The sequence below is a fragment of the Brevibacterium antiquum CNRZ 918 genome, assembly GCF_900169145.1.
Taxonomy (GTDB): domain Bacteria; phylum Actinomycetota; class Actinomycetes; order Actinomycetales; family Brevibacteriaceae; genus Brevibacterium; species Brevibacterium koreense.
In genome coordinates this window covers 31,239-52,204 of the sequence record NZ_FXZD01000001.1, presented here as the reverse complement: position 1 = coordinate 52,204, position 20,966 = coordinate 31,239, and the positions used below count along the sequence as shown (strand labels likewise).

Below are 20,966 nucleotides of genomic sequence, written 5' to 3'. Positions count from 1 at the left end.
TTCTTTCATGATGTTTCGGTGCCGGTTTCGAAGTCCTCGGCCGAGACGTTGTCGAGGAAGTCCCGGAACTGGGCCACTTCCTCTTCGTCAGCCGCGGGTGCTTCGATTCCGGCCTCTTCGAGAAGTTCGGAGTCGACGTAGACGGGGCACTGGGCCGTGAGGGCAAGGGTCACCGCGTCGGAGGGGCGGGCCGAGATCGACTTTCCATCGTTCGTATGAAGTTCGGCCAGGAATACCTGCCCATCGCGGCCGGTGATCGTGACATCGGCCAATGACGCTTCATATGCTTCGAGGGTGTCGAGCAGCAGCGCGTGGGCCATCGGTCGCGGCGGGGTCAGACCCCGTTGCGCAATCGAGAGCGCATTCGCCTCGATGGCGCCCACCCAGATGGGCAGATAGTAGGCAGGCTCAGTTGCTTTGAGCAAAAGGATCGGCTGGTTGGCCGGCATCTCGATGCGAACACCAACAACCTCAACTTCGACGTTTGACATTATCCCCCGGTCAGGAGCGCGGACGCTGCTGGAAAATCATCCGGAACTTGCCGATCTGCACATCGGCTCCGTTCTGCAGTTCAATGGAATCGATCAGCTGACGGCCCACATAGGTTCCGTTGAGCGAACCAGTGTCGCGAAGCGTGAATCCACTCGGGGTGCGAATGAATTCAGCATGCTTGCGCGACACTGTGACATCGTCAAGGAAGATGTCAGCGTTCGGGCTGCGCCCCACAGTCACCACATCCGTGTCGAGCAGAATCTGCGAACCCGAGTCCGGGCCCGAGACGACAACGAGAAGCGCATCTGTCTCCTGCAGACCTTCAAGATCAGGCACTGGGTGGATCTCGCCGGTATGCGGATCCAGAATCCCTTGGAACTGCTGGCTGCCGGAATCGTTGGAGACCGGCCCGTCGTTACGGTACTGCTGTCCCTGACCATTTCCGTTGTGCGGATCCTGGCTCTGATTGCCGTACTGCGGCTGATTGTCCTGAGGCGGGTACTGGCCCTGATCCTGCTGATACTGAGGCGGCTGGCCCTGCTGACCGTTGTCGTACTGGCCCTCTTGCCCCCGGTTATGCGGGGCAGAGTATTGGCCTTCTCCGGATTGCTGAGCGCTGTTCTGCTGTGGAGCACTGCCGTACTGCGGCGCCTGCGGCCCGTTGTTCACCGGCTGCTGGCCGTGGGGAGGTGTCTCCTGCGGAACTGGTCCGCCCTGCGGCTGTGGTGGCGCATAGCTCCCCTGGCCGTTGCCTTGGCTGCCGCCGCTGGTCTGACCGTCAGGGTCAACCTGCGGGTTGTGGCGTGTCTCCGGGCCCGTACCCTCGTCACCATTGCCGGCACCGAACGGAAACTTCTTCGACTGCGGCACCTGGCCGTTGTCGTACCAGGACTGCGAGGGGTTGGGACGACCTTGATCGTTATTCTGCGACATTACGCCTCCTCGCTCTGAATGAACTCTTGGTACTGTTCACTGTCCAACAGCGCACCAACCTGCTCGGGATCACTGAGTTCGACGAGATACATCCAGCCGTCCTGGAACGGTGAGGTATTCACAGCCTCAGGAGCGTCATCGAGCCCCCCGTTGACTTCCGTGATCGAACCGGACACGGGTGCGATGAGATCGGACACGCTCTTCGTGCTCTCAACCTCGCCACAGGATTCTCCAGCAGTGGTCTTATCGCCGACATCAGGAAGATCGACATAAACGACGTCACCCAGCTGTTCCTGGGCAAAATCAGTGATACCCACACGGACAACTGCACTATTGTCCGTGGTCTCGACCCATTCATGGTCGCGCGAGTATCGCAAGGACACTGGATAATCCAGGTTCGCCATGTCGACTCCTCTTAGCTTGTTGGTCCTTCAAGCATAGCCGCCTGAGGTGGTTTCATAACAATCACGAAACAGAAATGTCACTGATCCTCGGGACCAGCCCAGGCTCGCACCCACCTCTCACGCGACTACCTGGGATGATACCCGTTTTTTCAAGGTCACGAAACGCAGTTTTGGCACTTCGCGGAGGATCGTTATAGGCTGGGTCTCGTTGCTTTCCGAAGCAGCACGGATACGGGCTATAGCGCAGCTTGGTAGCGCGCTTCACTGGGGGTGAAGAGGTCGTGGGTTCAAATCCCGCTAGCCCGACCGTGTGATGTGTCGCGACATCGTTCCTACGATGTCGCGGCACATTTCTCATTTCTGACCCACTCATGCCTCACGTCATCGTTCCGGTTTTTACGTTGGTGTCTCGCGTCATCGTGCGGCGTATGTCTGTCGACATCGTTGATTCCCTGTTTGGCACCGTCCTGCCGTGGCCCGCGGTGCCAGGCCCTCAGGCCCCAGCACAATATGTCGAAGCTGGCGATGATTCCGACCAGCGTCACGCCTCCGGCCCTCCACACAGCCGGAATATGGGCAGCAGCTCTGAGTGCCCCTGGAACAAGGGTCGCCGCGACCAGTTTATGTGCGATGTCCTCGACCGCCGTTCCGCAGATTGCGACAACGACCAAAGGCAGCGATGCAAACAGAATCGGACGTTTCACACCGGTTCGCGCCGCGGCTGAAGGCTCGCTGACGCCAGCCACGGCGTCATCTTCGGCAACCGTTCCCAGGCAGCTGCTGCGCGGGGCCGCGGCTCCGATCACCCAGCGGGCTGACACGATAACACTGAAAGACACCACCGCAATCAGAGCCAGGTGGGTCCTCGTGTCCGCGCTGTTCTGTGCCACATCCACTCCGTGCCACATTCACAACGGCATCGAAGAAGCCGAAGACTCATTCGCCAGGCTCGTTCGTGCGGTCGTTCGAGCCTGTCTTCTTCTCCGCCTCAAGTCTGCCTGCTTCCATATTCAGTCCGGCTCGGCCGAGCACAAGCAGAGTCAGCAGCACGCCGAGCAGCTTCCACCAGCCGCCATCCGCCATGAACAGCAGCACCATGGCAGCCAGGACCGGGAGAAGGTGAGTCATCGACCAACCGACGTAGCCACCGAAACTGGGCATCTCCACGTCCGCCGAGTCCGCAACGGCCTTCACCATGAAATTCGGCCCATTGCCGATGTAGGTGATCGCCCCGCCCATGACCGCGCCCAGGGACAGCGCGATCAACAGAGTCTCTGCCACCCCGGCAACCCGTGGCTCCCCCGGCACCTGAGCAGCCATTTCGAAGAAGGTCACATATGTCGGAGCATTGTCGAGCACCGAGGAGAGGCCACCGGTGAATACGAACAGAGAGATCTCATTGAGCGGTATCCGGTGCGCGATCTGACCGAGGTAGGCCAGTGCGGGCATCATCGTGAGGAAGATGCCGATGAACAGTGCCCCGACTTCCAGAATCGGGGTCCACGTGAATTTGTTGAGGTTGAAGCGGGCACCATGATCTCCGAAGAGGAACGATGCGAATGCTGCGGTGAGCATCACGACCTCACGCCAGGGAACGTACTGGGGCAGGCTCGCATGCCCGGATTCGACCGCATGCATGTCGATCGAGGGGATGAACGCGACGGCGATGATGATGACGGCAAGGAAGGCGAGTCCACTCGCCCCGCGCAGCCCGAGTTTGGTGACGTGCTTCGCATCCGTCTCCAGCGCCTCGGCGGGCTCCTTCGCGTACATCTTGCGATCCAGTCCATAGAAGCTGATCAGGAGCAGTGTATTGACGAACAGCCAGTAGGGCCACAATCCGAAGGTCCATTCGAAGGGGACCCCGCGCAGCATTCCGAGGAACAGCGGCGGATCGCCCAGCGGGGTCAAGAGTCCACCGCAGTTGGCCACAATGAAGATCGTGTAGACGACGGTGTGGGTCCGGTGTCTGCGGTCCTGGTTGGTGTTGAGGATCGGCCGGATGAGGAGCATCGCCGCCCCGGTAGTGCCGATGAACGATGCCAGCGCTGCACCGATCGCCAAAAAGATCGTGTTGTTCTTCGGCGTTGCTTTGATATCGCCGATGAGGAAGATTCCACCCGAGGCGACGAACAGGCTGCCGACCAGGACGATGAACTGGAAGTATTCCACCAAGGCATGGGAGACAACGGAACCGGCTCCGCCGAGAACGAACCACACGGCGATGGGAACACCGAGCACGAGGGCCACGGTGAGCTTGACGAGGTTACGGTCCCAGATCTTCTCGGTGGCCGGAATGAGCGGCAAGACCGCTATGCAGGCCAAGAGCAGAACGAACGGGAGGATACTCCACCAGGCAACAGCCATCCGGCGGTCCCTTTCTCATGATGGTGACGACGATTTCCACCCAGCTCGTCGACGACGGCGTGGCCCTACTCTACTGACAATCGGTCCGATCCCTGCAGTGGCCCGGCCCATTTCTCGCACAGTCGCGTGCGCAGCAGCTTGTCAGTGGAATACCCTGGGGTGGCGTTCAACGACGTCACATTCGCACCGTGTGCCCAAGGACATCCTCAGGAGGAGACCCACGTGCCTCAGAACGACCCATCCCCCGATGGCAGACTGCACGGTCGAGAACGGGTGAACTCCCGTATCGTCGGAATCTCACTGGCCGCCGCGCTGGGCGGGTTCCTCTTCGGCTTCGACACGGCTGTCATCAACGGCGCCGTCGATGCCTTGGCAGAGGAGTTCGCCCTCAGTGCTGGCCTGAAGGGCTTCGCAGTCTCCTCGGCACTGCTGGCGTGCGCACTCGGAGCCTGGTTCGCCGGCACTCTGGCCAATCGCTACGGCAGACTCCCCGTCATGGTCGTCGCCGCGGCTCTGTTCTTCGTCTCTGCCATCGGTTCGGGCCTGGCCTTCGGCGTCACGGATCTCATCATCTGGCGCATGGTCGGCGGACTCGGCGTAGGTGCCGCTTCCGTCATCGCTCCTGCCTACATCGCCGAGGTGTCCCCCGCCCGGGTGCGCGGTCGCCTCGGGTCGCTGCAGCAGTTGGCGATCGTGACCGGAATCTTTGCGGCACTGCTGTCGAATGCGCTGTTGGCGTCACTGTCCGGCGGGGCCGCCGATGTGCTGTGGTTCGGAATCGAGACCTGGCGCTGGATGTTCATGATCGAAACGCTGCCCGCTCTGGTCTACGGACTCATGGCACTCGGCCTTCCGGAATCCCCACGGTTCCTGGTGGCCCGCGGCAGAGAGGATGAGGCCACGCGAGTCCTGCGTGACTTCACCGGGGTCACCGACACCGATTCCCTCATCGAACGGATCGGCGACTCGATCCGACGGGAAGACAAAGAGTCCTTCAGAGACCTCATCGGCAAACGGTTCGGCCTCAAGCCGATCGTCTGGATCGGAGTCCTGCTGTCTGTCTTCCAGCAGTTCGTCGGAATCAACGTCATCTTCTACTATTCGACGACGTTGTGGAAGTCGGTCGGATTCGACGAATCAAGTGCTCTTCTCACTTCGGTCATCACTTCTGTGACGAACATCGTCGTGACAATCGTGGCGATTCTTCTCGTCGACAAGGTCGGGCGTCGGAAGATGCTGCTGGCCGGTTCATTCCTGATGGGAATCTCACTGGCGATGATGGCGGTGTCATTCTCGTTCGCGGAACTCGCCACCGCTTCCGATGGCACCACCAGCGCCCAGTTGGATGCGCCGTGGTCGATCATCGCGCTGATCTCAGCGAATGTGTTCGTCGTCGGGTTCGGCACCACATGGGGCCCTCTGGTGTGGGTGCTGCTGGGCGAGATGTTCCCCAACCGGATCCGTGCCGGTGCCCTGGCTGTGGCTGCTGCGGCCCAGTGGATCGCGAACTTCGCCATCTCGACGACGTTCCCGATCTTCTCCGATATCAGCCTGACCTTCGCCTACGGCTTCTACGCCTTCTTCGCGATACTCTCGTTCTTCTTCGTCTGGTGGAAGGTGCCCGAGACGAAGGGAATCGAGCTGGAGGACATGACGGAAGATCTCACCGCGCGTCCACGCGACTGACTCCGCCGAGGTTGTCCCGGGCGCAGTCGATCACGCCGAGGTTGTCCATAACAGGACAGGTCACGCCGTGCCGTGGGCGGCGGGCTCGGTCCGCTCGTCCTTCTTCTTCAACCCGATGAACAGCCCGGCGATGGCAAAGACGAAACAGGCGCCCAGTCCGATCGTCAGCCCAGGCTCGGCTTGGTAGGCGGTTGTCAGGGCCTTGAAACCGATGAGTCCGACCGTCGAATAGATCAGGGCCCACAGCGACCCGCCGACAAATAGAGCCGGAAGATAGCGACGGTAGCTCATGCCGCTGGTTCCAGCAGCCAGGTTGAGCACGGTCTGCACCCCGATCATGAGGAAGCTCACGGCGATCACTGGTGCGCCGAAACGCTCGATCATCGCCTCAGCCTTCCAGTACTTCGGGCCGGACATGATCGTGTTGATGCGTTCGATCCTTCGAATGCCCCTGCGCGCCAATCGCCCCAGGAGGAAGGTTCCGCCCGCGCGGGCCAGAATGATGCCGAACAGAATGAGCCACGTGACGGCAATGGGAAACGACCAGTTCAAGGGGTTCATCGCGAATCATCGCCCCTGCCTCTGGCTATGCCTCTGCTGTTGGCACTGGCACTGCACGGAAGGTTTCGATTGCTCACGCCACGATTGTACGCCAGGTGAGGTTAGTCTGCCCTCACCTGGCGTATTCTCACGTTCTCATGCACAGGCGTCCGGTCAGTCGCTTCAGACGAGTTCGCCGCCCAGGTGCACTGAACTTACTCGGGACTCGATCCCTCTGACGTCTTCGGTGCTGAGGTCACCGTCGATGACCACGAGGTCGGCGAGCGCCCCCTCATCGATCCGGCCGACGTTATCGTGGCCCAGCAGTTCGGCCGCGACGGACGTTCCGGCCGCCAGCGCTTCGGTGGTGGAGAGGCCGACCCCGGCGAGGAGGCTGATCTCTTCAAGGTTCTCACCGTGGGGGCCGACACCAGCATCGGTGCCCATAGCGATTCGGACCCCCGCTTCATGGGCCTTCGAGATCGACGCATAGTGCGCCTCGACCACCGAGTATGCCTTGTCGACCACGGCCTGGGGCAGAGCCGAACCTGCCTCGGCGGCCTTGATCACTGCCTGCGGCGCCTGCAAGGTCGGGACCAGGAAGGTGTTGTTGTCGAGCATCAGGTCGATGGCTTCGTCGTCGAGGTAGATGCCGTGCTCGATCGAACGCACTCCTGCTCGGACCGCGTTCTTGATTCCTGGTGCGCCCTGCGCATGGGACATGACGTGCGCGCCTTGGGCGGCCGCCTCGGCGACGATGACGGCGATCTCCGCCTCGGTGAACTGAGAGTGCCGGGGATCGTCACGCGGCGAGAGCACTCCACCTGTCGAGCAGATCTTGATGTGATCGGCTCCGGCTCGCAGCAGTTCACGGGTCTTGCGCTGCACGCCCTCGAGTCCGTCGGCAACACCCGAGGGCCGTCCCGGATGCGGGGCGAGGAACGGTGATTCGGCACCCGAAACCAGGTGGAAGTCACCATGCCCACCCGTCTGGGACATGATGTTCACCGCGATCGACAGACGAGGCCCACGGACGATTCCCGTCTCGACGGCAACCTTCGCGCCGAGGTCTGTGCCACCGGCGTCGCGCACGGTGGTCACACCGCCCTTGAGCGTCTTCGCCATATTGTCGACGGAGTTGTAGAACTGCAGCGAGAACGGATCATGGAACGATGAGGTGTTGCCGGCCCCCGTGCTCATCAGATGCACGTGGCAGTCGATGACGCCGGGAATGATCGTCTTGCCCGCACAGTCAATGTAGGTGTCGCCGGCATCGTGTGAGCCCTGTCCGCCCTCGGCGACCGCGGAGATCACTCCCCCGTCGACGACGATATCTCGCAGCCCCGCCAGGAACCTGGTTCCGTCGAAGACCTTGGCATTCTTGAAGACTGTGACCATTGGCGTTCTCCTCATCATTGTCAATCATTCGGGTGACGTGCTTCATGCCCGTGGTTCAGCTCTATCACGGTCATCTGCGTCTCGTCATGCTCTGATCCAGAATAGTGAAGCACTGGCCTGACAGTGAAGCCGTTCACGGTCCGAGATGAGGACTTCACGCGAGTGCCCGAGCTGATGAACGCCGTGATCTCAGCGTGGCTATCGGCCCATAGCTGCACGAAGAAGCGCTGCGCGAGCCCCCTCAGCTATTTGAGCGACTTGACGAGGATGTCGGAGTCCCCACTGCGTCCGACAGCAGCGAAGCCTCGGTCCTGGTAGAGGCGTGCTGCCCCGTTTCCGTACTCGACCGAGAGGCTGACGGCGGGAAACCCGCTCATCCTGGCCAATGTGCACACTGCGTCGAGGAGCATGCCGCCGATGCCCTGAGACTGATGGTCGGGCAGGACAGCCAACGACAGCTCGGGAATGCCTGCCGCCACCCAGCCATACCCGGCGAACTGGGACCCCTCCGCTGTGGGCTTCTCGCCTGCGGTGGTGGGCTCGCCTGCGGTGGTGGGCTCGCCTACCGCAGCGACGTCACCAGGTGCAGTGTCGTGACTCGAGCTTGTGACCACGGCATCGACCGCAGCCAGACGCAGCCACGCGAGACCGACGATGTCCGGGGCCGAATCTTCGGCGGAGGAGGCCTTCTCGACGCGTGAGCTGTCGCCGAATGCGTCTTTTGCAGCTGTCGCCGCATCGCTGCTGTCTTCGGCATCGGGTTCCACGGCATGTGCTGCCACTGCGATGTCGCCGCTACGGCCCCAGTCCTTGAAGTAGAAGGCGGCATCGTCGCGCTTGAGGAGCTCGTCGAGCTCGACTCGAGGCTTGTCCATCGACCAGTTGAAGCACAGCTCGAGGAAGGGCAGGAACACCTCGTCCGGGGTCTCGTCACTCAGCGGGCGGATCCGTGATCTGAGTTCGGCCCGTCGACCCACCTCGGCGGAATCCTGGTTCTGACGTTCGTTCATGAGGTTCCTTTCTCGACCGCACGAGCGATCCATCTGCGGTTGCGCACGCGCCATCCCAATGTCAGGGCCCGGAGACCGACGAAGCCGATGCAGAACGCGGCCCATAGCCCCAGAGCACCGGGCCAATAGAGGACAACCGGAATCAGCAGAATCGCATATCCGCTCACAGCAGCCAATTGTGCCAGAGCAAGATACCTGGCGTCCTCGGCGCCCATGAGGACTCCGTCGAGGACGAAGACATAGCCGGCGATGGGCATGCTCAGGGCGAGCACGGGCAGCAGACTCGTCATCAGTGCGACGACCTCCGGGTCCGAAGAGAAGCCGCGGGGGATGATTCCGGCACCAGCTAGGAGAATGAGACCGACGACGATCCCGAAGACGATGCCCCACAGACACAGCCTGCGGTTGATCGCGGCCACTGCCTCGACCTTGCGCGCGCCCAACTGCAGTCCGATCAAGGCCTGACCGGCAATGGCCAGTGAGTCGAGGGCGAGCGCGAGGGAGAAGAAGATGCTCTGTGCGACTTGGATCGCGGCGAGTTCGGCCGTTCCCATAGCCGTGGCGAGGAAGACGAGGATGATCAGAGCCGCGCGCAGGGAGGCATTGCGCACCAACAGCCACCCGGAGGTCTTCGCCGAGGAGAGCACCCCCGCCCAGTCTGGCCGGAATGTGGCGTGGAATCGTCGTGCCGCCCTGATCGAGATCGCTACGTAGACGGAGCACATCCCCGCTTGGGCGATGACCGTCCCCAGAGCCGAGCCTGCGACCCCCATATCGAGGCCGTAGATGAAGAACGCATTCAGTCCGATGTTGGCGATGCATCCGATTGCCGCCACCAAGAGAGGTGTGCGCGTGTCCTGAAGCCCGCGCAGGAGCCCGGTGGCGGCGATGACGACGAGCATGAAGGGCAGGCCCCACCAGGAAATGGCGAGATAGGAGTGCGCACCCGCAGCGATGTCGGCACCGGGCCCGAAAGCGGCGATCAGCTGCTTGAGCAGAGGCAGTCCGATGGCCAGCAGCACGACCGAGGTGCACAGAGCGAGCCAGATCCCGTCGAAGCCCGCGTTAATGGCGCCGGGGCGGTCTCCCGCACCCATGCGCCTGGCGACCCTTGGCGTGGTGGCGTAGGCGAGGAAGATCATCAGTCCGAGGACGGTCTGCAGAATTGTCGACGCGATCGCCAACGATCCCAGAGCACCAGCACCAAGATGGCCGACCATGGCCGTGTCGGAGAGTAGGAATATGGGTTCGGCAATCAGCGCTCCGAGGGCCGGAAGTGCCAAACGGAGAATGTCTTTGTCGATCGCTGCCACGGATCGAGTCTAACGAATCGCTGGCTCTCCTCCTCATGTCAGTGGCGGATGAGATCATATGACAACAAAGACGATATTTGATCATGCTAGAGGCTACATGGACTTCCATCCTGTGTCCTGATGATCAAAATATTCCTCTGATCTATTATAAAATCATCGATTTCCCTCTGTTATTCGAATATCTATAGCCTTCAGTTCTATTCTTAGTTATACTTTGAATAGTTGCTCGCGCCATCAAACAGACTCCACGAAGCGGTGGAGAGGAGGCAACGCGATGAAGCACATGAACGACGACAGTTCGCACTACCGTGTGCGCTCGGACGGCTCGCGCTCGTCAGCCTTCAGCGGCCGTTGCCTCGATATCGACGAAGATTCGCCATTCAACGATCTGTCAGCTGTCTACGCGTGCAGCGACCAGGCACAGTTTGCGGCTCTGGACGCAACCAGCGGCATCTTCGTCCGAGAGGTTGCGCATTACCTCGGCCTTGCCGGACCTGACCTGACGATTCCATACGACTTCGCACCACTTGCGGAGACCGTGCGCCGACGCAGCGGCCGCAAACGACGCAACGGCACTTCGGCCACGAGTACCAGCGACAGCGCTGGTTACGGTGAGAACGCCGATCACGAGACTGCTGCGCCCATAGGCGGGCACACTCCCACCTCGAGCCGCAAGAAGGACCGCGGAGCGGGGCGAAGGATGCGCCGTGAACAGCGGGAGGCTCGAGAACACCCCGAGCAGCTGCCGGACTTCCCTGCATTCAGCCCCACGTCGACGTTCAACGGTTGGACACATCAATACGCTTGGGCTGAAGACATCAGCGAGTACTCGGCGCTTCTCGGTGCCACCACGTCTGGAGCCTATAAGCACATCACCTCTGCGATGACACTGGTACACGGGCTTCCGAAGTTCCACCAGCGGTGCAGCGACGGCGACTTCACCATTGAACATGTGGCATTCGTGACCCGTCGCTGCAGGGACGTCGCGTTCAGATACCTACCGAGCATTGATGACTATTTGGCCGACAGGCGTGCAGACATCACAATCGAAACGTTCAAACGCTCTCTGACGCTGAAGATCGCAGCGACCCAACCAGCAGAGGAGACGCTTGAGAAGGTCGCAGTCCGCCGCCGGGTCGACATCAGCACGGGTGACGACGGGACCGCTTACCTCACCCTCACCGGTCCGGCCCCAGAACTCCACGCCTGCTATAGAAGGGTCGAAGCATTCGCTCGAGCCGTCTACAAGGGAAACACTGCTGCATTCGGCGACCAGCTCATGCCCGGGGAGTCATTCGACGACGATCGCGGCATCGATGCGCTCATGCTCGACATATTCACTCGCACCCGACCACAGCTGAAACTTCGGATCACCAGCAACAACACCACAACGGGCGACACGTCGAGCACCGACTTCCCAATCGATGGTCTGTTCGCGGGACCTGACGGTGTCCCCATGTCTCCCGAGGAATCTCTGCTCGATTACATCGAACGAACCTTCGGCCAAATGGGCGACGAGGCTTCAGCAGCGGCCGACGCAGAAGGGCAGGGGCAGGCTGCGCCCGACTACTGGTTGCGCGACCCACGGTTCTTCGAAGCGCTGAAGAACAGCCGACCAGCTCCCGGTACAGCCTCCCGACCGCCGGGGTCGGACCCCCATGCACCATTCGGCACTGGTTCTTCGCCCCCGGATGACGGGTCATCGTGCGCAGTCAGCTACGAGGTCCTCCTCGACATGCCCACCCATGAATATTGGCTCTCCCATCAGGCTCGGACGACGATCACCGTCCCTATGTTCACGCTGCTCAGCCAATTCCTCCGCACCTCAGGTGACGATGCGAGCACAGCAGCTGTCCGGGCACCCGAGACAGAAACGCACTCAGAAGGCCCAACGGCAGAGGCTGAAGAAGAAACAGGGACAAACGGAAAGGCGGAGGCGGCGGCGTGGACAACGGCATCATCAGCAAACACGGCTGACAAGCAGTGGGCCGACGCAGATGTATGCGATTTGGCCGGAATGCTTCCGGACGGTTCCCCTCTTCCAGCCGACATGGCGCGCAGGCTTGCCGGATATGCATCGACCTGGACAAGAATCCTCACGGACCCTGCGACCGGCACGCCCCTCGATGCGAAGGCCACCAGCTATACGATCCCCAACAGCATTCGCCAGCCCCTCGCTGCGCAGTGGATGAACTGCACCATGCCCGGATGCATCCGTCGTGCCGAGGCTACCGAGGTCGATCACATCATTCCCTTCGACCACGACAGCCCAGAAAGCGGCGGGGCCACTCGATTCGGAAACCTTCATCATCTCTGCAAGCAACATCACCAGGCGAAGACAGACCGGAAGTTCTCAGTCAGAATGACCGAACCCGGGCGACTCGAATACACCTTCAAACACGGAATCACCACCGAGGTCATGCCACCCGACAACCCGATCAACGTCGAGCACGCCAAACTCTTCCTCAAGTATTTCGCTACACCACCGCCCCAACCGACTGCTCCCCAACCGACAGCTCCCCCACCGACTGAACCGCCGACTGCACCACCGACGGTTGTGCCCCCGACTGCACCGTCCCCGGCGGGAGCTGCCCCTTCTGGCACGGAGGCTGTCCCTTCTGGCACGGAGGCGGTCCTGAGTAAGAAGGAACGACAGAGGAAACAGGCGAAGGCAGAAGAAAAACCGTCGACCGTACAGTCAGAAACTGCACAGTCGACGACTGATCCCGCCGGAGGCAATCAGTGCCCCGGATGGGTCGAATACGTCGACCCCTTCTCTCGCCAACCCGAGCAGAACGCGAAACTGTGGTTCTGGGACTCGGGTGAACAGCCACCCTTCTGATGGCGCAGCCGACTCTGTTGTGACAACAGCCTCAGAAGTTTCAGCCAGCGATACTGGCTCAGCAGATCTCGAAGAGTCCTGCGGCGCCCTGCCCGCCGCCAATACACATAGTGACGACGACATACTTGACTCCGCGGCGACGCCCCTCGATGAGGGCATGGCCGACAAGACGAGCACCGGTCATTCCATAAGGGTGACCGACCGAAATACCTCCACCGTCGACGTTGTACTTCTCAGGATCAATCCCCAAACGCTCACGGCAGTAGAGAGCCTGCACGGCGAATGCTTCGTTGAGCTCCCACAGCCCGATGTCATCGATCGAGAGTCCCTGCGCCTTGAGCAGCTTCGGAATCGCAAAGACGGGCCCGATCCCCATTTCGTCAGGATCACAGCCGGCCACGGCCATTCCCCGATAGATGCCCAGCGGTTCCAGACCGCGCCGACTCGCCTCATCACCCGACATCAGCACCGACGCAGAAGCACCGTCAGACAGTTGTGAGGCGTTGCCCGCGGTGATGCTCGGAACCTTTGATGCATCGCCGGGCTTGAGCACAGGGTTCAAACCCGCCAAACTCTCCACAGTCGTCGATGGGCGGTTCCCCTCGTCGCGGTCAAGAGTCACCTGCTGGGTCGACGATTCCTTCGTCTCCTTGTCGACGACGATCTTCGTCGTCGGCAAGGCCACGATCTCATCGTTGAACCGGCCGGCTTCCTGAGCAGCCGCGGTCCTCTGCTGCGAGGACAGCGAGTATTCGTCCTGCGCTTCACGACTGATGCCATACCGCTCGGCAACCACCTCGGCGGTGGCGAGCATCGGGTAGTAGATTCCGGGAACATGTTCGACCAGCCACGGGTCCTGCGCCCGGTACATGTTCATCTTGTCGTTCTGCACCAGCGACACCGACTCGACGCCGCCGCCGACTGCAATCTCCTGACCGTCGAAGAGGATCTGCTTCGCTGCGGTCGCGATTCCCATCAGTCCTGAGGAGCACTGACGATCGATCGTCATGCCGGGAACGGTTGTGGGAAGTCCCGCTCGGAGTGCCGCCTGGCGGGCGATATTGGTGGACTGACTGCCCTGCTGGAGAGCTGCACCGAGGACGACGTCGTCGACCTCGCCGCCTTCCAGACCAGCCCGTGAGACCGCGTGGGAAATGGCATGGCCCGCCAGCTCCTGGGCCTGGGTGTTGTTGAACGCGCCTTTATACGCCTTTCCGATCGGAGTTCTGGCGGTGGAGACGATGACTGCTTCGCGCATGACGTGCCTTTCTTCAGTGAGATGCGCCGGACCTGAGTTCGCCGCGATGATGGTGGAACCAGAATTCGCTGCTGGTCAGTCCTTCGGTCCGCCGGCCACGTAGATGACCTGCCCGGAGACGAAGCCGGCCCCTTCGGAGGCGAGGAATGAGGCTGTGTGCGCAATGTCTTCGGGTTTTCCCGTACGCGCCACGGGAATCTGTCCGACTCCCGCTGCGATGAAGTCCTCATAATTCACACCCATCCGCTCAGCGGTGGCTTTGGTCATGTCGGTTTCGATGAGACCGGGTGCAATCGCATTGGCCGTGACACCGAACTTGCCGAGCTCGATCGACCACGTCTTCGTCATTCCCTGGATCCCTGCCTTGGCCGCAGAGTAGTTCGTCTGACCACGGTTGCCCTGTGCGGATGTCGACGACATCGACACGATGCGGCCGAATTTCGCTTCGACCATGTATGACTGAACGGCCTTTGTCATCAGGAATGCTCCGCCGAGGTGAACAGAGAGGACCTTCTGGAATTCCTCATGGGTCATCTTGAACAGCAGATTGTCCCGGAGAATGCCGGCGTTGTTGACAAGGACAGTCGGAGCACCGAGAGTCTCTGCGACAGTCTTCACGGCGGATTCGACAGAAGCCTCGTCAGAGACATCAGTCTCGACCCCCAGCCCTTTCATACCTGCAGATTCGACAGCCCTGACCGAGTCTTCGGTGGGGCCCATGTCGAGGATCGCGACGTTCATTCCGTCCGATGCCAGGCGCTGGGCGATGGCGGCTCCGATGCCGCGGCCGCCACCAGTGACGATTGCTGTCCGAGTCATGACGATTTTCCTCCGAGGTGATGGTTCGTGATTGGGCTGCGACGAGAGTGACCTGGATCTCACCTCCCGCAGCTTCCACCATAGACCACAAAAGTAACTGAACGATTGTTTGCTCAGAAATTGGGATCTTGAATCCCGGCCGACTTCGCCAGATGCCGCCACACGGGGTACACCAGACCGAACGGAGACTAAGTCCAGACCAAACATCGACGACGGGAAAGAGAATTGCCAGAGATATCGACACTGAGATTGACATCACATTTGATGATGGATAAGTTCCTCTCTAAGCCTCAATCGAATATTCGTTCAGATTGGCTTCGGGGTTCTGCTCAGGCATCCCGACAACCTTGAGCAACGCTGCTGCTCAGCTTCACTTTTCAAAGGAGAAAAGATGACCTCAATCCCCCGAAGGGCGAGCCGTCCTGTGCTTGCCACTGCCGTCATCAGCACATTCGCACTGGCTCTCGGCGCCTGCGGTGGAGGTGGTGAAAGCGGTGACTCCGGCGGCGACGGCTCGGTCGTCATCGGCTATACCGGCCCCCTGAGCGGCGGTGGCGCGTCCTACGGGGAGAATGTCCAGACGGGCCTCCAGATGGCAGTCGATGATCTCAACGAGGATGGACTCGAGGTCGACGGGAAGAAGGTCACCATCGAGCTCAAGTCCCTCGATGACAAGTACGCGCCGTCCACCGCAGCCAGCAATGCCCAGCGACTGGCTGACCAGGACAAAGCACCCGTTGTCGTCTCCCCCAACGCCGGCGCGATCAAAGCGATCCAGCAGATCAACGACGGTCGGTCCAAATTCATGATCTCCGCGTACACCTCGGATCCTGCGATCGTACAGTCCGATAACCCGCTGACGATGATGATTCCGCCGAACTTCGAGTCCTATGCCAAGCCGTTCACTGAACAGGGAATGAAGCACGGGGGCAAGAAGCTCGCGCTGCTCGGCACGCAGAGTGAGTACGGTCAGCAGTGGACGAAGGCGATCACGGACGAGTGGAAGAAGGCTGACGGCAAAATCGGCGCAGACAACAGCGTTGACTACGCCACTGTGTCGGACTTCGCTGGGCCAGTCTCGAAGGCCCTGTCTGAGAAGCCGGACAGCATTTTCGTCGGTGGCCCTTCCCAGCCGACCGCGCTGATCATGGAAGAGGCGAAGAAGCAGGGCTTCGAGGGCAGCTTCCTCGTGATGGACCAGGCAAAACTCGACGAGATGGCAACCGTGACCAAGATCAAGAACCTGACGAACTCCGTCGGCGTTCTTCCTGTCAAGGAATACGACGACCCCGGCAACAAGGACTTCATGAAGAGTTTCGCGGAAGTTGCCGGCGATAAGAAGGTGGCGACCAGCGAGACTGCGCTGAATTATCAGGGTATCGCCATCATCGCCAAGGCAATGGAAGTCGCGGGGACTACCAGTGATCCCGAGAAGATCCGTGCTGCCGTGCCCGACGCACTGAGCAAGGTCGACGACAAGTACAAGGTCAACGGCTTCCCGACCGAAATCACAGATCAGGGACACCTGATGAATCCTGATTTGGAGGCCACCTACTTGGACAAGGACGAGAAGTACACGAAGGTACCCATCGAACAGGTATCCGACGCCAAATAGTCACCATCGTCGGCGCTTCCCACAGCGGGGTATGAGCTTCATACCCCGCTGTCGCGCCGTCTGACGTCCTGTGAGGAATCACTTCATGACACTTTTCATCCAACAGCTCTTCAACGGCGTTGCACTCGGCGGTGTGTACTGCCTTGCCGCCATCGGTCTGACCTTGGTCTTCGGCGTTCTGCGCATCCCCAACCTCGCGCACGGCGCGCTGTACATGCTCGGCGCCTATGTCACCTACTTCTTTCTGACCACGGTCGGCGTGCCCTATGTGGCTGCCATCGGCCTTGCAGCGCTCGTCCTGTTCGTCCTCGGCGTGCTACTCGAACGCTTGGTCTTCCACCCTCTGCGCAACTCACCCCACACTCACCACATGATTGCAGCCATCGGCGCCATGTTCTTCTTCCAGGCCGTCGCACAGGCAATCTGGGGTGCTGACTTCAGGCGGATGGAGACACCGATCTCCGGAAGCCTACATATTCTGGGCGCACAGATCTCCGCGCAGCGCATCGTGATCATCGTGACTGCAGTCGTTGTGCTCGTCCTGCTGACATGGTTCATCAAGCGCTCCATCCATGGTCAGACGATCGAAGCCATCGAGCAGGATCGGACCGGATCGGCTCTGGTCGGAATCAACCCGGCTATGGTCTCGATGCTCACCTTGGGACTGTCGGCGCTTCTGGTCACAATCGCAGCCGGCCTCGTGTCTCCCATCAACCTCCTCTCCCCCACCATGGGCGACTCGCTCAACCTCAAGGTGTTCGCGATCATCATCCTCGGCGGACTCGGTTCACTGCCAGGTGCCATCGTCGGCAGCTTCGCGCTTGCGATCGCAGAGACGATGACATCGACGTACATCTCCTCGGCCGTCGGCGAGGCCGTGGCCTTCGTCGTTCTGGTGGCGGTGCTGGCGATCAGACCCACAGGCCTGTTTGCAAAGGCGGTGCAGCGATGAGTGCACTGAAGAATCCTCGGATCCTCGGAACTTTGGCCGTGCTTCTCGTCATTGCCCTGACACCGGTGGCATTCGGCGATGAGAACTACATCATGCGAGTGATCACCGTCGGTCTGTGCTCGGCGATCGCGGTCTACGGGATGAACATCATCCTCGGCTTCACAGGGCAGCTGTCTCTGGCCCAGGGCGGCTTCTTCGGCATCGGAGCATACGCAGTCGGCTTGCTGACGACCGATTTCGACTGGTCGTTCTGGCAGGCTTTCCTCGTCGGTGTGGTCGGCACTTCTGCCATCGGCTATCTGTCCGGACTGATCGCCCTGCGCACGAAGGACGAGTACTTCGCCATCTTCACGATGGCCATCGGCTTCATCATCTACCTGACCATCAGCCGTTGGGAGGCAGTGACGCACGCCCATTCCGGGGTGAACAATGTGAAGTTCCCCGAGGCGGGAGACATCGTGGACTTCAGCAATCCGACGGCGATGTTCTATCTCGTCTTCGTCATCCTGCTGATCTGCGTCTACATCACCTACGCGATTCGTCGCTCAAGCGTTGGGCGCACTCTGCTGACGATTCGAACCAGCGAAGACCTTGCCGATGCGATCGGTGTCAATGTCGGGCTGAGCAAGCAACTCGCCTTCGCCGCATCAGCATTCTTCGGCGGCATCGGCGGTGGCCTCTATGCCTCAGTGGTCGGCTTCATCGGCCCCGATGCGGCAACCGTGGACAAGACCTTCGAGTTCCTGATGTTCATCCTGGTCGGAGGGATGGGCACTGTCGCTGGGCCGCTGGTGGGCACCATGATTGTGACCTTCCTGTTCGAGTTCTTCCAGGACTTCCAGGCTTACCGGTTCATCGTGCTCGGCCCCATCATCATTGCTCTGGTGATCTTCGCACCCCGCGGAATCGTGGGGTATCTGGGAGAGTTCATCGACAAGCGAGCTCGAAAGCGACGAATCGGCTCCGCCCGCAAGGATGGGCCTGCCCGGACCGACGACTCTGCCTGGGCAGACGACTCTGTTCGCGCTGACAACGCTGATCGCAGGGAAGGTACTGCCGACATCACCACCACCGAGGAGAATAAGTGATGCTGCTCGAAATTCGAGGGCTCGGGAAGCGCTTCGGCGGGCTCGATGCCGTGAAGAACGTCGATCTCGATGTGCAGGAAGGACAGGTCACCGCTGTGATCGGCCCGAACGGTGCCGGCAAGTCAACGCTGTTCAACCTCATCCATGGGTTCTATCGCCCCACAGCTGGGACCGTGTCCTTCAACGGTCGTGATATCACCCAGTCGTCTCCGCACAACTCGGTCAAAGGAGGAATCGCGCGAACTTTCCAGACGACTCATCTCTTCGACGATTCCACACTGTTGGAGAACGTGTTGGCCGGCCGGATCGTGCGTTCCAAGTCCAATGTGTTCGATGCGATCTTCCACACTCCACGGCATCGACGCGAATCCGCGCTCAACCACGACAAGGCGCTTGAGGCGCTCGAATTCTGCGGTGTCGGCGAATTCCGTCACGATCTCGCGTCCAATGTGCCTCAAGAAGTGCAGAAGCGCACGGCTGTCGCCGTGGCGTTGGCGACCCAACCGGAGCTGATACTCCTCGATGAACCGGCTGGAGGCATTCCCGAGGAAGAGACAACGGACTTCGGCAACCTCATTCGTTCTCTGCCCAATCGCGGGGTGTCGGTGCTGCTGGTTGAACACAAGATGTCGATGATCATGGACCTGGCGGACACGATCCTCGTCCTCGATCACGGTCAGAAGCTGGCGATCGGCTCCCCCGCGGAGATTCAAAGCAACCCGGACGTGATTCGTGCCTACCTGGGATCGACCAAGGATGAGGAGAGCTGGTGCTTTCTCTGGAGAACATAAGCGTCGGCTATGACGCGACTGACGTGCTTCACGGGGTGAGCATCACTGCCCAGCCCGGTGAGCTGACAGTGATCCTCGGAGCGAACGGCTCTGGAAAGACCACGTTGTTCAAAACCATCAGCGGACTTCTGCGAACTCGTACGGGAACGATCGAATACAACGGGCAGGCGATCCAACGAATGCGCCCAAATGCCATCGTCAAGCGCGGCATCGCACATTGCCCAGAGGGACGGCATCTTTTCGGGAAGATGTCGGTGGAGAAGAATCTCCGGCTGGGCACGTACCCGCACAGGGACCGCACCCGCACCGAGGAGATCCTGAGCGAAGTACTCGAGCTGTTTCCCATCCTGAAGGAGAAATCGGCGCAGCCAGCAGGCTCACTCTCAGGCGGACAGCAGCAGATGGTGGCAATCGGCCGTGCACTGATGTCAGACCCCAGCCTGCTGATCTTGGACGAACCATCTATGGGACTGGCTCCCCTGGTTGTCGAACAGGTGCTCGAGTCGATTGCACAGATCAACCGGAACGGAATCGGCGTGCTGCTCAGTGAGCAGAATGCGAAGGCTTCGCTGGCCATCGCTCACCGCGGATATGTGCTGGCAGAAGGTCGTGTGGTGCTCGCCGATGATGCCGACAATCTGCTCGACAACCCCCAGGTGCAGGCAGCCTACCTGGGACTGTGAGCGTCTAATGCGCGAATAGCCCGTGTGCTCCTCCGCCTGTGGTGCCTCGCTATGGTGACGAGGCACCACAGGTCGAAGAACCGCTGATGCTCATTCGAAGCGTGAGACGTCTCCGGCCCCGACGCGTGCGACCTCTGGCTCTCGACCGGTGAAGTCGATGACGGAGGTGGGGACGGTTCCCGGCACTCCGGACTCGATGACCACATCCACATCGTTGCCGATCTGCTCGACGACATCATCAGCCTGGGTCAGCGGGTCCTCGGCGCCGGGCAGCAGCAGGGTCGATGACAGGATGGGTTCGCCCATTGCTTCAACGAGCGCCAGAGCTGTCACATTCTGTGGGATCCGCGCACCGACCGAGTGCTTTTTGGCGTGCATCATGCGACGTGGGACTTCCTTCGTCGCCTTCATGATGAACGTGTAGGGCCCCGGGGTCATCGACTTGATGACCCTGAAGTCAGAGTTGTCGACGATGACGAACTGTCCCAACTGCGCGAAGTCGTGGCACATCAGAGTGAAGTGATGTTTCGAGTCCAACTGTCTGATGCGGGTGATCCGCTCGATCCCGGCCTTGTTGTCCAAGGCGCAGCCCAACGCATAGCACGAGTCCGTGGGGTAGGCGATCAGTCCGCCGTCCCGCAGAGTCTGCACGGCCTTCTCGATCATTCGGTTCTGTGGATTCTCAGGATGCATATTCAGTAGTGTCGCCATACCTCATGCTAACCACTCACAGCGCACGAGGCGAGAGGCATTGCGCAATCGATCGGACAATTAT

General features: G+C 60.6%; 18 protein-coding genes and 1 tRNA gene. 8 read left to right on the top strand and 11 right to left on the bottom strand.

Translation table 11 applies throughout. From position 1 onward, the window contains the following. Window positions 1–5: 5 nt before the first annotated feature. The 3 genes from BANT918_RS00230 to gcvH are packed head-to-tail and all read right to left on the bottom strand — an operon-like array spanning window position 6 to window position 1,829. Complete coding sequence (locus tag BANT918_RS00230; protein ID WP_101618442.1) at window positions 6–491, bottom strand: bifunctional nuclease family protein; 486 nt, start codon at window positions 489–491, stop codon at window positions 6–8. Window positions 492–501: 10 nt separating this feature from the next. Beyond that, complete coding sequence (locus BANT918_RS17970; RefSeq protein WP_180957250.1) at window positions 502–1,425, bottom strand: FHA domain-containing protein; 924 nt, start codon at window positions 1,423–1,425, stop codon at window positions 502–504. Then, window positions 1,425–1,829: a glycine cleavage system protein GcvH gene (gcvH, locus tag BANT918_RS00220; protein WP_101618441.1), complete on the bottom strand. Its 405-nt coding sequence runs from the start codon at window positions 1,827–1,829 to the stop codon at window positions 1,425–1,427. Before gcvH ends, BANT918_RS17970 begins: the two co-directional genes overlap by 1 nt. A 232-nt stretch (window positions 1,830–2,061) precedes the next feature. Here gcvH and BANT918_RS00215 point away from each other — a divergent pair. Continuing rightward, window positions 2,062–2,135, top strand: a tRNA-Pro gene (locus tag BANT918_RS00215). A 630-nt stretch (window positions 2,136–2,765) separates the two neighbouring features. Here the strand turns inward: BANT918_RS00215 and BANT918_RS00205 are convergent. Continuing rightward, window positions 2,766–4,196 carry a sodium:proton antiporter gene (locus BANT918_RS00205; protein WP_101618439.1) on the bottom strand — a complete coding sequence of 477 codons (1,431 nt, stop codon included), beginning with the start codon at window positions 4,194–4,196 and terminating at the stop codon, window positions 2,766–2,768. 285 nt (window positions 4,197–4,481) lie between these two features. Here BANT918_RS00205 and BANT918_RS00200 point away from each other — a divergent pair, with 285 nt between their 5' ends. Further along, the gene (locus BANT918_RS00200; protein ID WP_167389356.1) at window positions 4,482–5,882 is read left to right on the top strand and encodes a sugar porter family MFS transporter; all 1,401 of its coding nucleotides are present in this window, start codon (window positions 4,482–4,484) and stop codon (window positions 5,880–5,882) included. Between the two features lie 60 nt (window positions 5,883–5,942). Here the strand turns inward: BANT918_RS00200 and BANT918_RS00195 are convergent, their stop codons facing one another. The 4 genes from BANT918_RS00195 to BANT918_RS00180 form a co-directional block, all read right to left on the bottom strand. Further along, a complete protein-coding gene (locus BANT918_RS00195) occupies window positions 5,943–6,443 on the bottom strand; it encodes a DedA family protein (RefSeq protein ID WP_101618438.1) in 501 nt (166 codons plus the stop codon). Between the two features lie 162 nt (window positions 6,444–6,605). Then, window positions 6,606–7,820: a metal-dependent hydrolase family protein gene (locus BANT918_RS00190; protein ID WP_101618437.1), complete on the bottom strand. Its 1,215-nt coding sequence runs from the start codon at window positions 7,818–7,820 to the stop codon at window positions 6,606–6,608. Between the two features lie 245 nt (window positions 7,821–8,065). Then, the gene (locus BANT918_RS00185) at window positions 8,066–8,830 is read right to left on the bottom strand and encodes a GNAT family N-acetyltransferase (RefSeq protein ID WP_167389345.1); all 765 of its coding nucleotides are present in this window, start codon (window positions 8,828–8,830) and stop codon (window positions 8,066–8,068) included. Next, the gene (locus BANT918_RS00180; RefSeq protein ID WP_101618435.1) at window positions 8,827–10,143 is read right to left on the bottom strand and encodes an MATE family efflux transporter; all 1,317 of its coding nucleotides are present in this window, start codon (window positions 10,141–10,143) and stop codon (window positions 8,827–8,829) included. The genes BANT918_RS00185 and BANT918_RS00180 overlap by 4 nt, the downstream gene beginning before the upstream one ends. A 274-nt stretch (window positions 10,144–10,417) precedes the next feature. Here BANT918_RS00180 and BANT918_RS00175 point away from each other — a divergent pair, with 274 nt between their 5' ends. After that, complete coding sequence (locus BANT918_RS00175) at window positions 10,418–12,985, top strand: HNH endonuclease signature motif containing protein (protein WP_233429188.1); 2,568 nt, start codon at window positions 10,418–10,420, stop codon at window positions 12,983–12,985. 58 nt (window positions 12,986–13,043) lie between these two features. Here the strand turns inward: BANT918_RS00175 and BANT918_RS00170 are convergent, their stop codons facing one another. Both BANT918_RS00170 and BANT918_RS00165 read right to left on the bottom strand, forming a co-directional pair. Beyond that, a complete protein-coding gene (locus BANT918_RS00170) occupies window positions 13,044–14,243 on the bottom strand; it encodes an acetyl-CoA C-acyltransferase (RefSeq protein WP_101618434.1) in 1,200 nt (399 codons plus the stop codon). 75 nt (window positions 14,244–14,318) lie between these two features. Further along, on the bottom strand, window positions 14,319–15,062 hold the full coding sequence (locus BANT918_RS00165) for an SDR family oxidoreductase (RefSeq protein WP_101618433.1): 744 nt from the start codon (window positions 15,060–15,062) through the stop codon (window positions 14,319–14,321). A gap of 391 nt (window positions 15,063–15,453) precedes the next feature. Between BANT918_RS00165 and BANT918_RS00160 the strand changes: the two genes are divergently transcribed. From BANT918_RS00160 to BANT918_RS00140, 5 genes are all read left to right on the top strand, one after another. Next, complete coding sequence (locus BANT918_RS00160; RefSeq protein ID WP_101618432.1) at window positions 15,454–16,677, top strand: ABC transporter substrate-binding protein; 1,224 nt, start codon at window positions 15,454–15,456, stop codon at window positions 16,675–16,677. 85 nt (window positions 16,678–16,762) lie between these two features. Continuing rightward, complete coding sequence (locus tag BANT918_RS00155; protein WP_101618431.1) at window positions 16,763–17,629, top strand: branched-chain amino acid ABC transporter permease; 867 nt, start codon at window positions 16,763–16,765, stop codon at window positions 17,627–17,629. Next, window positions 17,626–18,717 carry a branched-chain amino acid ABC transporter permease gene (locus BANT918_RS00150; RefSeq protein WP_233429187.1) on the top strand — a complete coding sequence of 364 codons (1,092 nt, stop codon included), beginning with the start codon at window positions 17,626–17,628 and terminating at the stop codon, window positions 18,715–18,717. Before BANT918_RS00155 ends, BANT918_RS00150 begins: the two co-directional genes overlap by 4 nt. Next, complete coding sequence (locus BANT918_RS00145; RefSeq protein WP_101618430.1) at window positions 18,717–19,508, top strand: ABC transporter ATP-binding protein; 792 nt, start codon at window positions 18,717–18,719, stop codon at window positions 19,506–19,508. The genes BANT918_RS00150 and BANT918_RS00145 overlap by 1 nt, the downstream gene beginning before the upstream one ends. Continuing rightward, window positions 19,487–20,191, top strand: coding sequence for an ABC transporter ATP-binding protein (locus tag BANT918_RS00140; RefSeq protein ID WP_101618429.1), 705 nt, complete (start codon window positions 19,487–19,489; stop codon window positions 20,189–20,191). Before BANT918_RS00145 ends, BANT918_RS00140 begins: the two co-directional genes overlap by 22 nt. A 90-nt stretch (window positions 20,192–20,281) precedes the next feature. On the opposite strand, the gene BANT918_RS00135 is transcribed toward BANT918_RS00140, so the two are convergent. Then, the gene (locus BANT918_RS00135; RefSeq protein ID WP_101618428.1) at window positions 20,282–20,902 is read right to left on the bottom strand and encodes an L-threonylcarbamoyladenylate synthase; all 621 of its coding nucleotides are present in this window, start codon (window positions 20,900–20,902) and stop codon (window positions 20,282–20,284) included. Window positions 20,903–20,966 lie beyond the last annotated feature (64 nt).

Excerpts from the sequence above, each read along its gene's own strand:
- BANT918_RS00230 (WP_101618442.1), bottom strand. The coding sequence starts at position 491 with ATGTCAAACGTCGAAGTTGAGGTTGTTGGTGTTCGCATCGAGATGCCG.
- BANT918_RS17970 (WP_180957250.1), bottom strand. The coding sequence starts at position 1,425 with ATGTCGCAGAATAACGATCAAGGTCGTCCCAACCCCTCGCAGTCCTGG.
- gcvH (WP_101618441.1), bottom strand. The coding sequence starts at position 1,829 with ATGGCGAACCTGGATTATCCAGTGTCCTTGCGATACTCGCGCGACCAT.
- BANT918_RS00205 (WP_101618439.1), bottom strand. The coding sequence starts at position 4,196 with ATGGCTGTTGCCTGGTGGAGTATCCTCCCGTTCGTTCTGCTCTTGGCC.
- BANT918_RS00195 (WP_101618438.1), bottom strand. The coding sequence starts at position 6,443 with ATGAACCCCTTGAACTGGTCGTTTCCCATTGCCGTCACGTGGCTCATT.
- BANT918_RS00190 (WP_101618437.1), bottom strand. The coding sequence starts at position 7,820 with ATGGTCACAGTCTTCAAGAATGCCAAGGTCTTCGACGGAACCAGGTTC.
- BANT918_RS00185 (WP_167389345.1), bottom strand. The coding sequence starts at position 8,830 with ATGAACGAACGTCAGAACCAGGATTCCGCCGAGGTGGGTCGACGGGCC.
- BANT918_RS00175 (WP_233429188.1), top strand. The coding sequence starts at position 10,418 with ATGAAGCACATGAACGACGACAGTTCGCACTACCGTGTGCGCTCGGAC.
- BANT918_RS00170 (WP_101618434.1), bottom strand. The coding sequence starts at position 14,243 with ATGCGCGAAGCAGTCATCGTCTCCACCGCCAGAACTCCGATCGGAAAG.
- BANT918_RS00165 (WP_101618433.1), bottom strand. The coding sequence starts at position 15,062 with ATGACTCGGACAGCAATCGTCACTGGTGGCGGCCGCGGCATCGGAGCC.
- BANT918_RS00160 (WP_101618432.1), top strand. The coding sequence starts at position 15,454 with ATGACCTCAATCCCCCGAAGGGCGAGCCGTCCTGTGCTTGCCACTGCC.
- BANT918_RS00155 (WP_101618431.1), top strand. The coding sequence starts at position 16,763 with ATGACACTTTTCATCCAACAGCTCTTCAACGGCGTTGCACTCGGCGGT.
- BANT918_RS00150 (WP_233429187.1), top strand. The coding sequence starts at position 17,626 with ATGAGTGCACTGAAGAATCCTCGGATCCTCGGAACTTTGGCCGTGCTT.
- BANT918_RS00145 (WP_101618430.1), top strand. The coding sequence starts at position 18,717 with ATGCTGCTCGAAATTCGAGGGCTCGGGAAGCGCTTCGGCGGGCTCGAT.
- BANT918_RS00135 (WP_101618428.1), bottom strand. The coding sequence starts at position 20,902 with ATGGCGACACTACTGAATATGCATCCTGAGAATCCACAGAACCGAATG.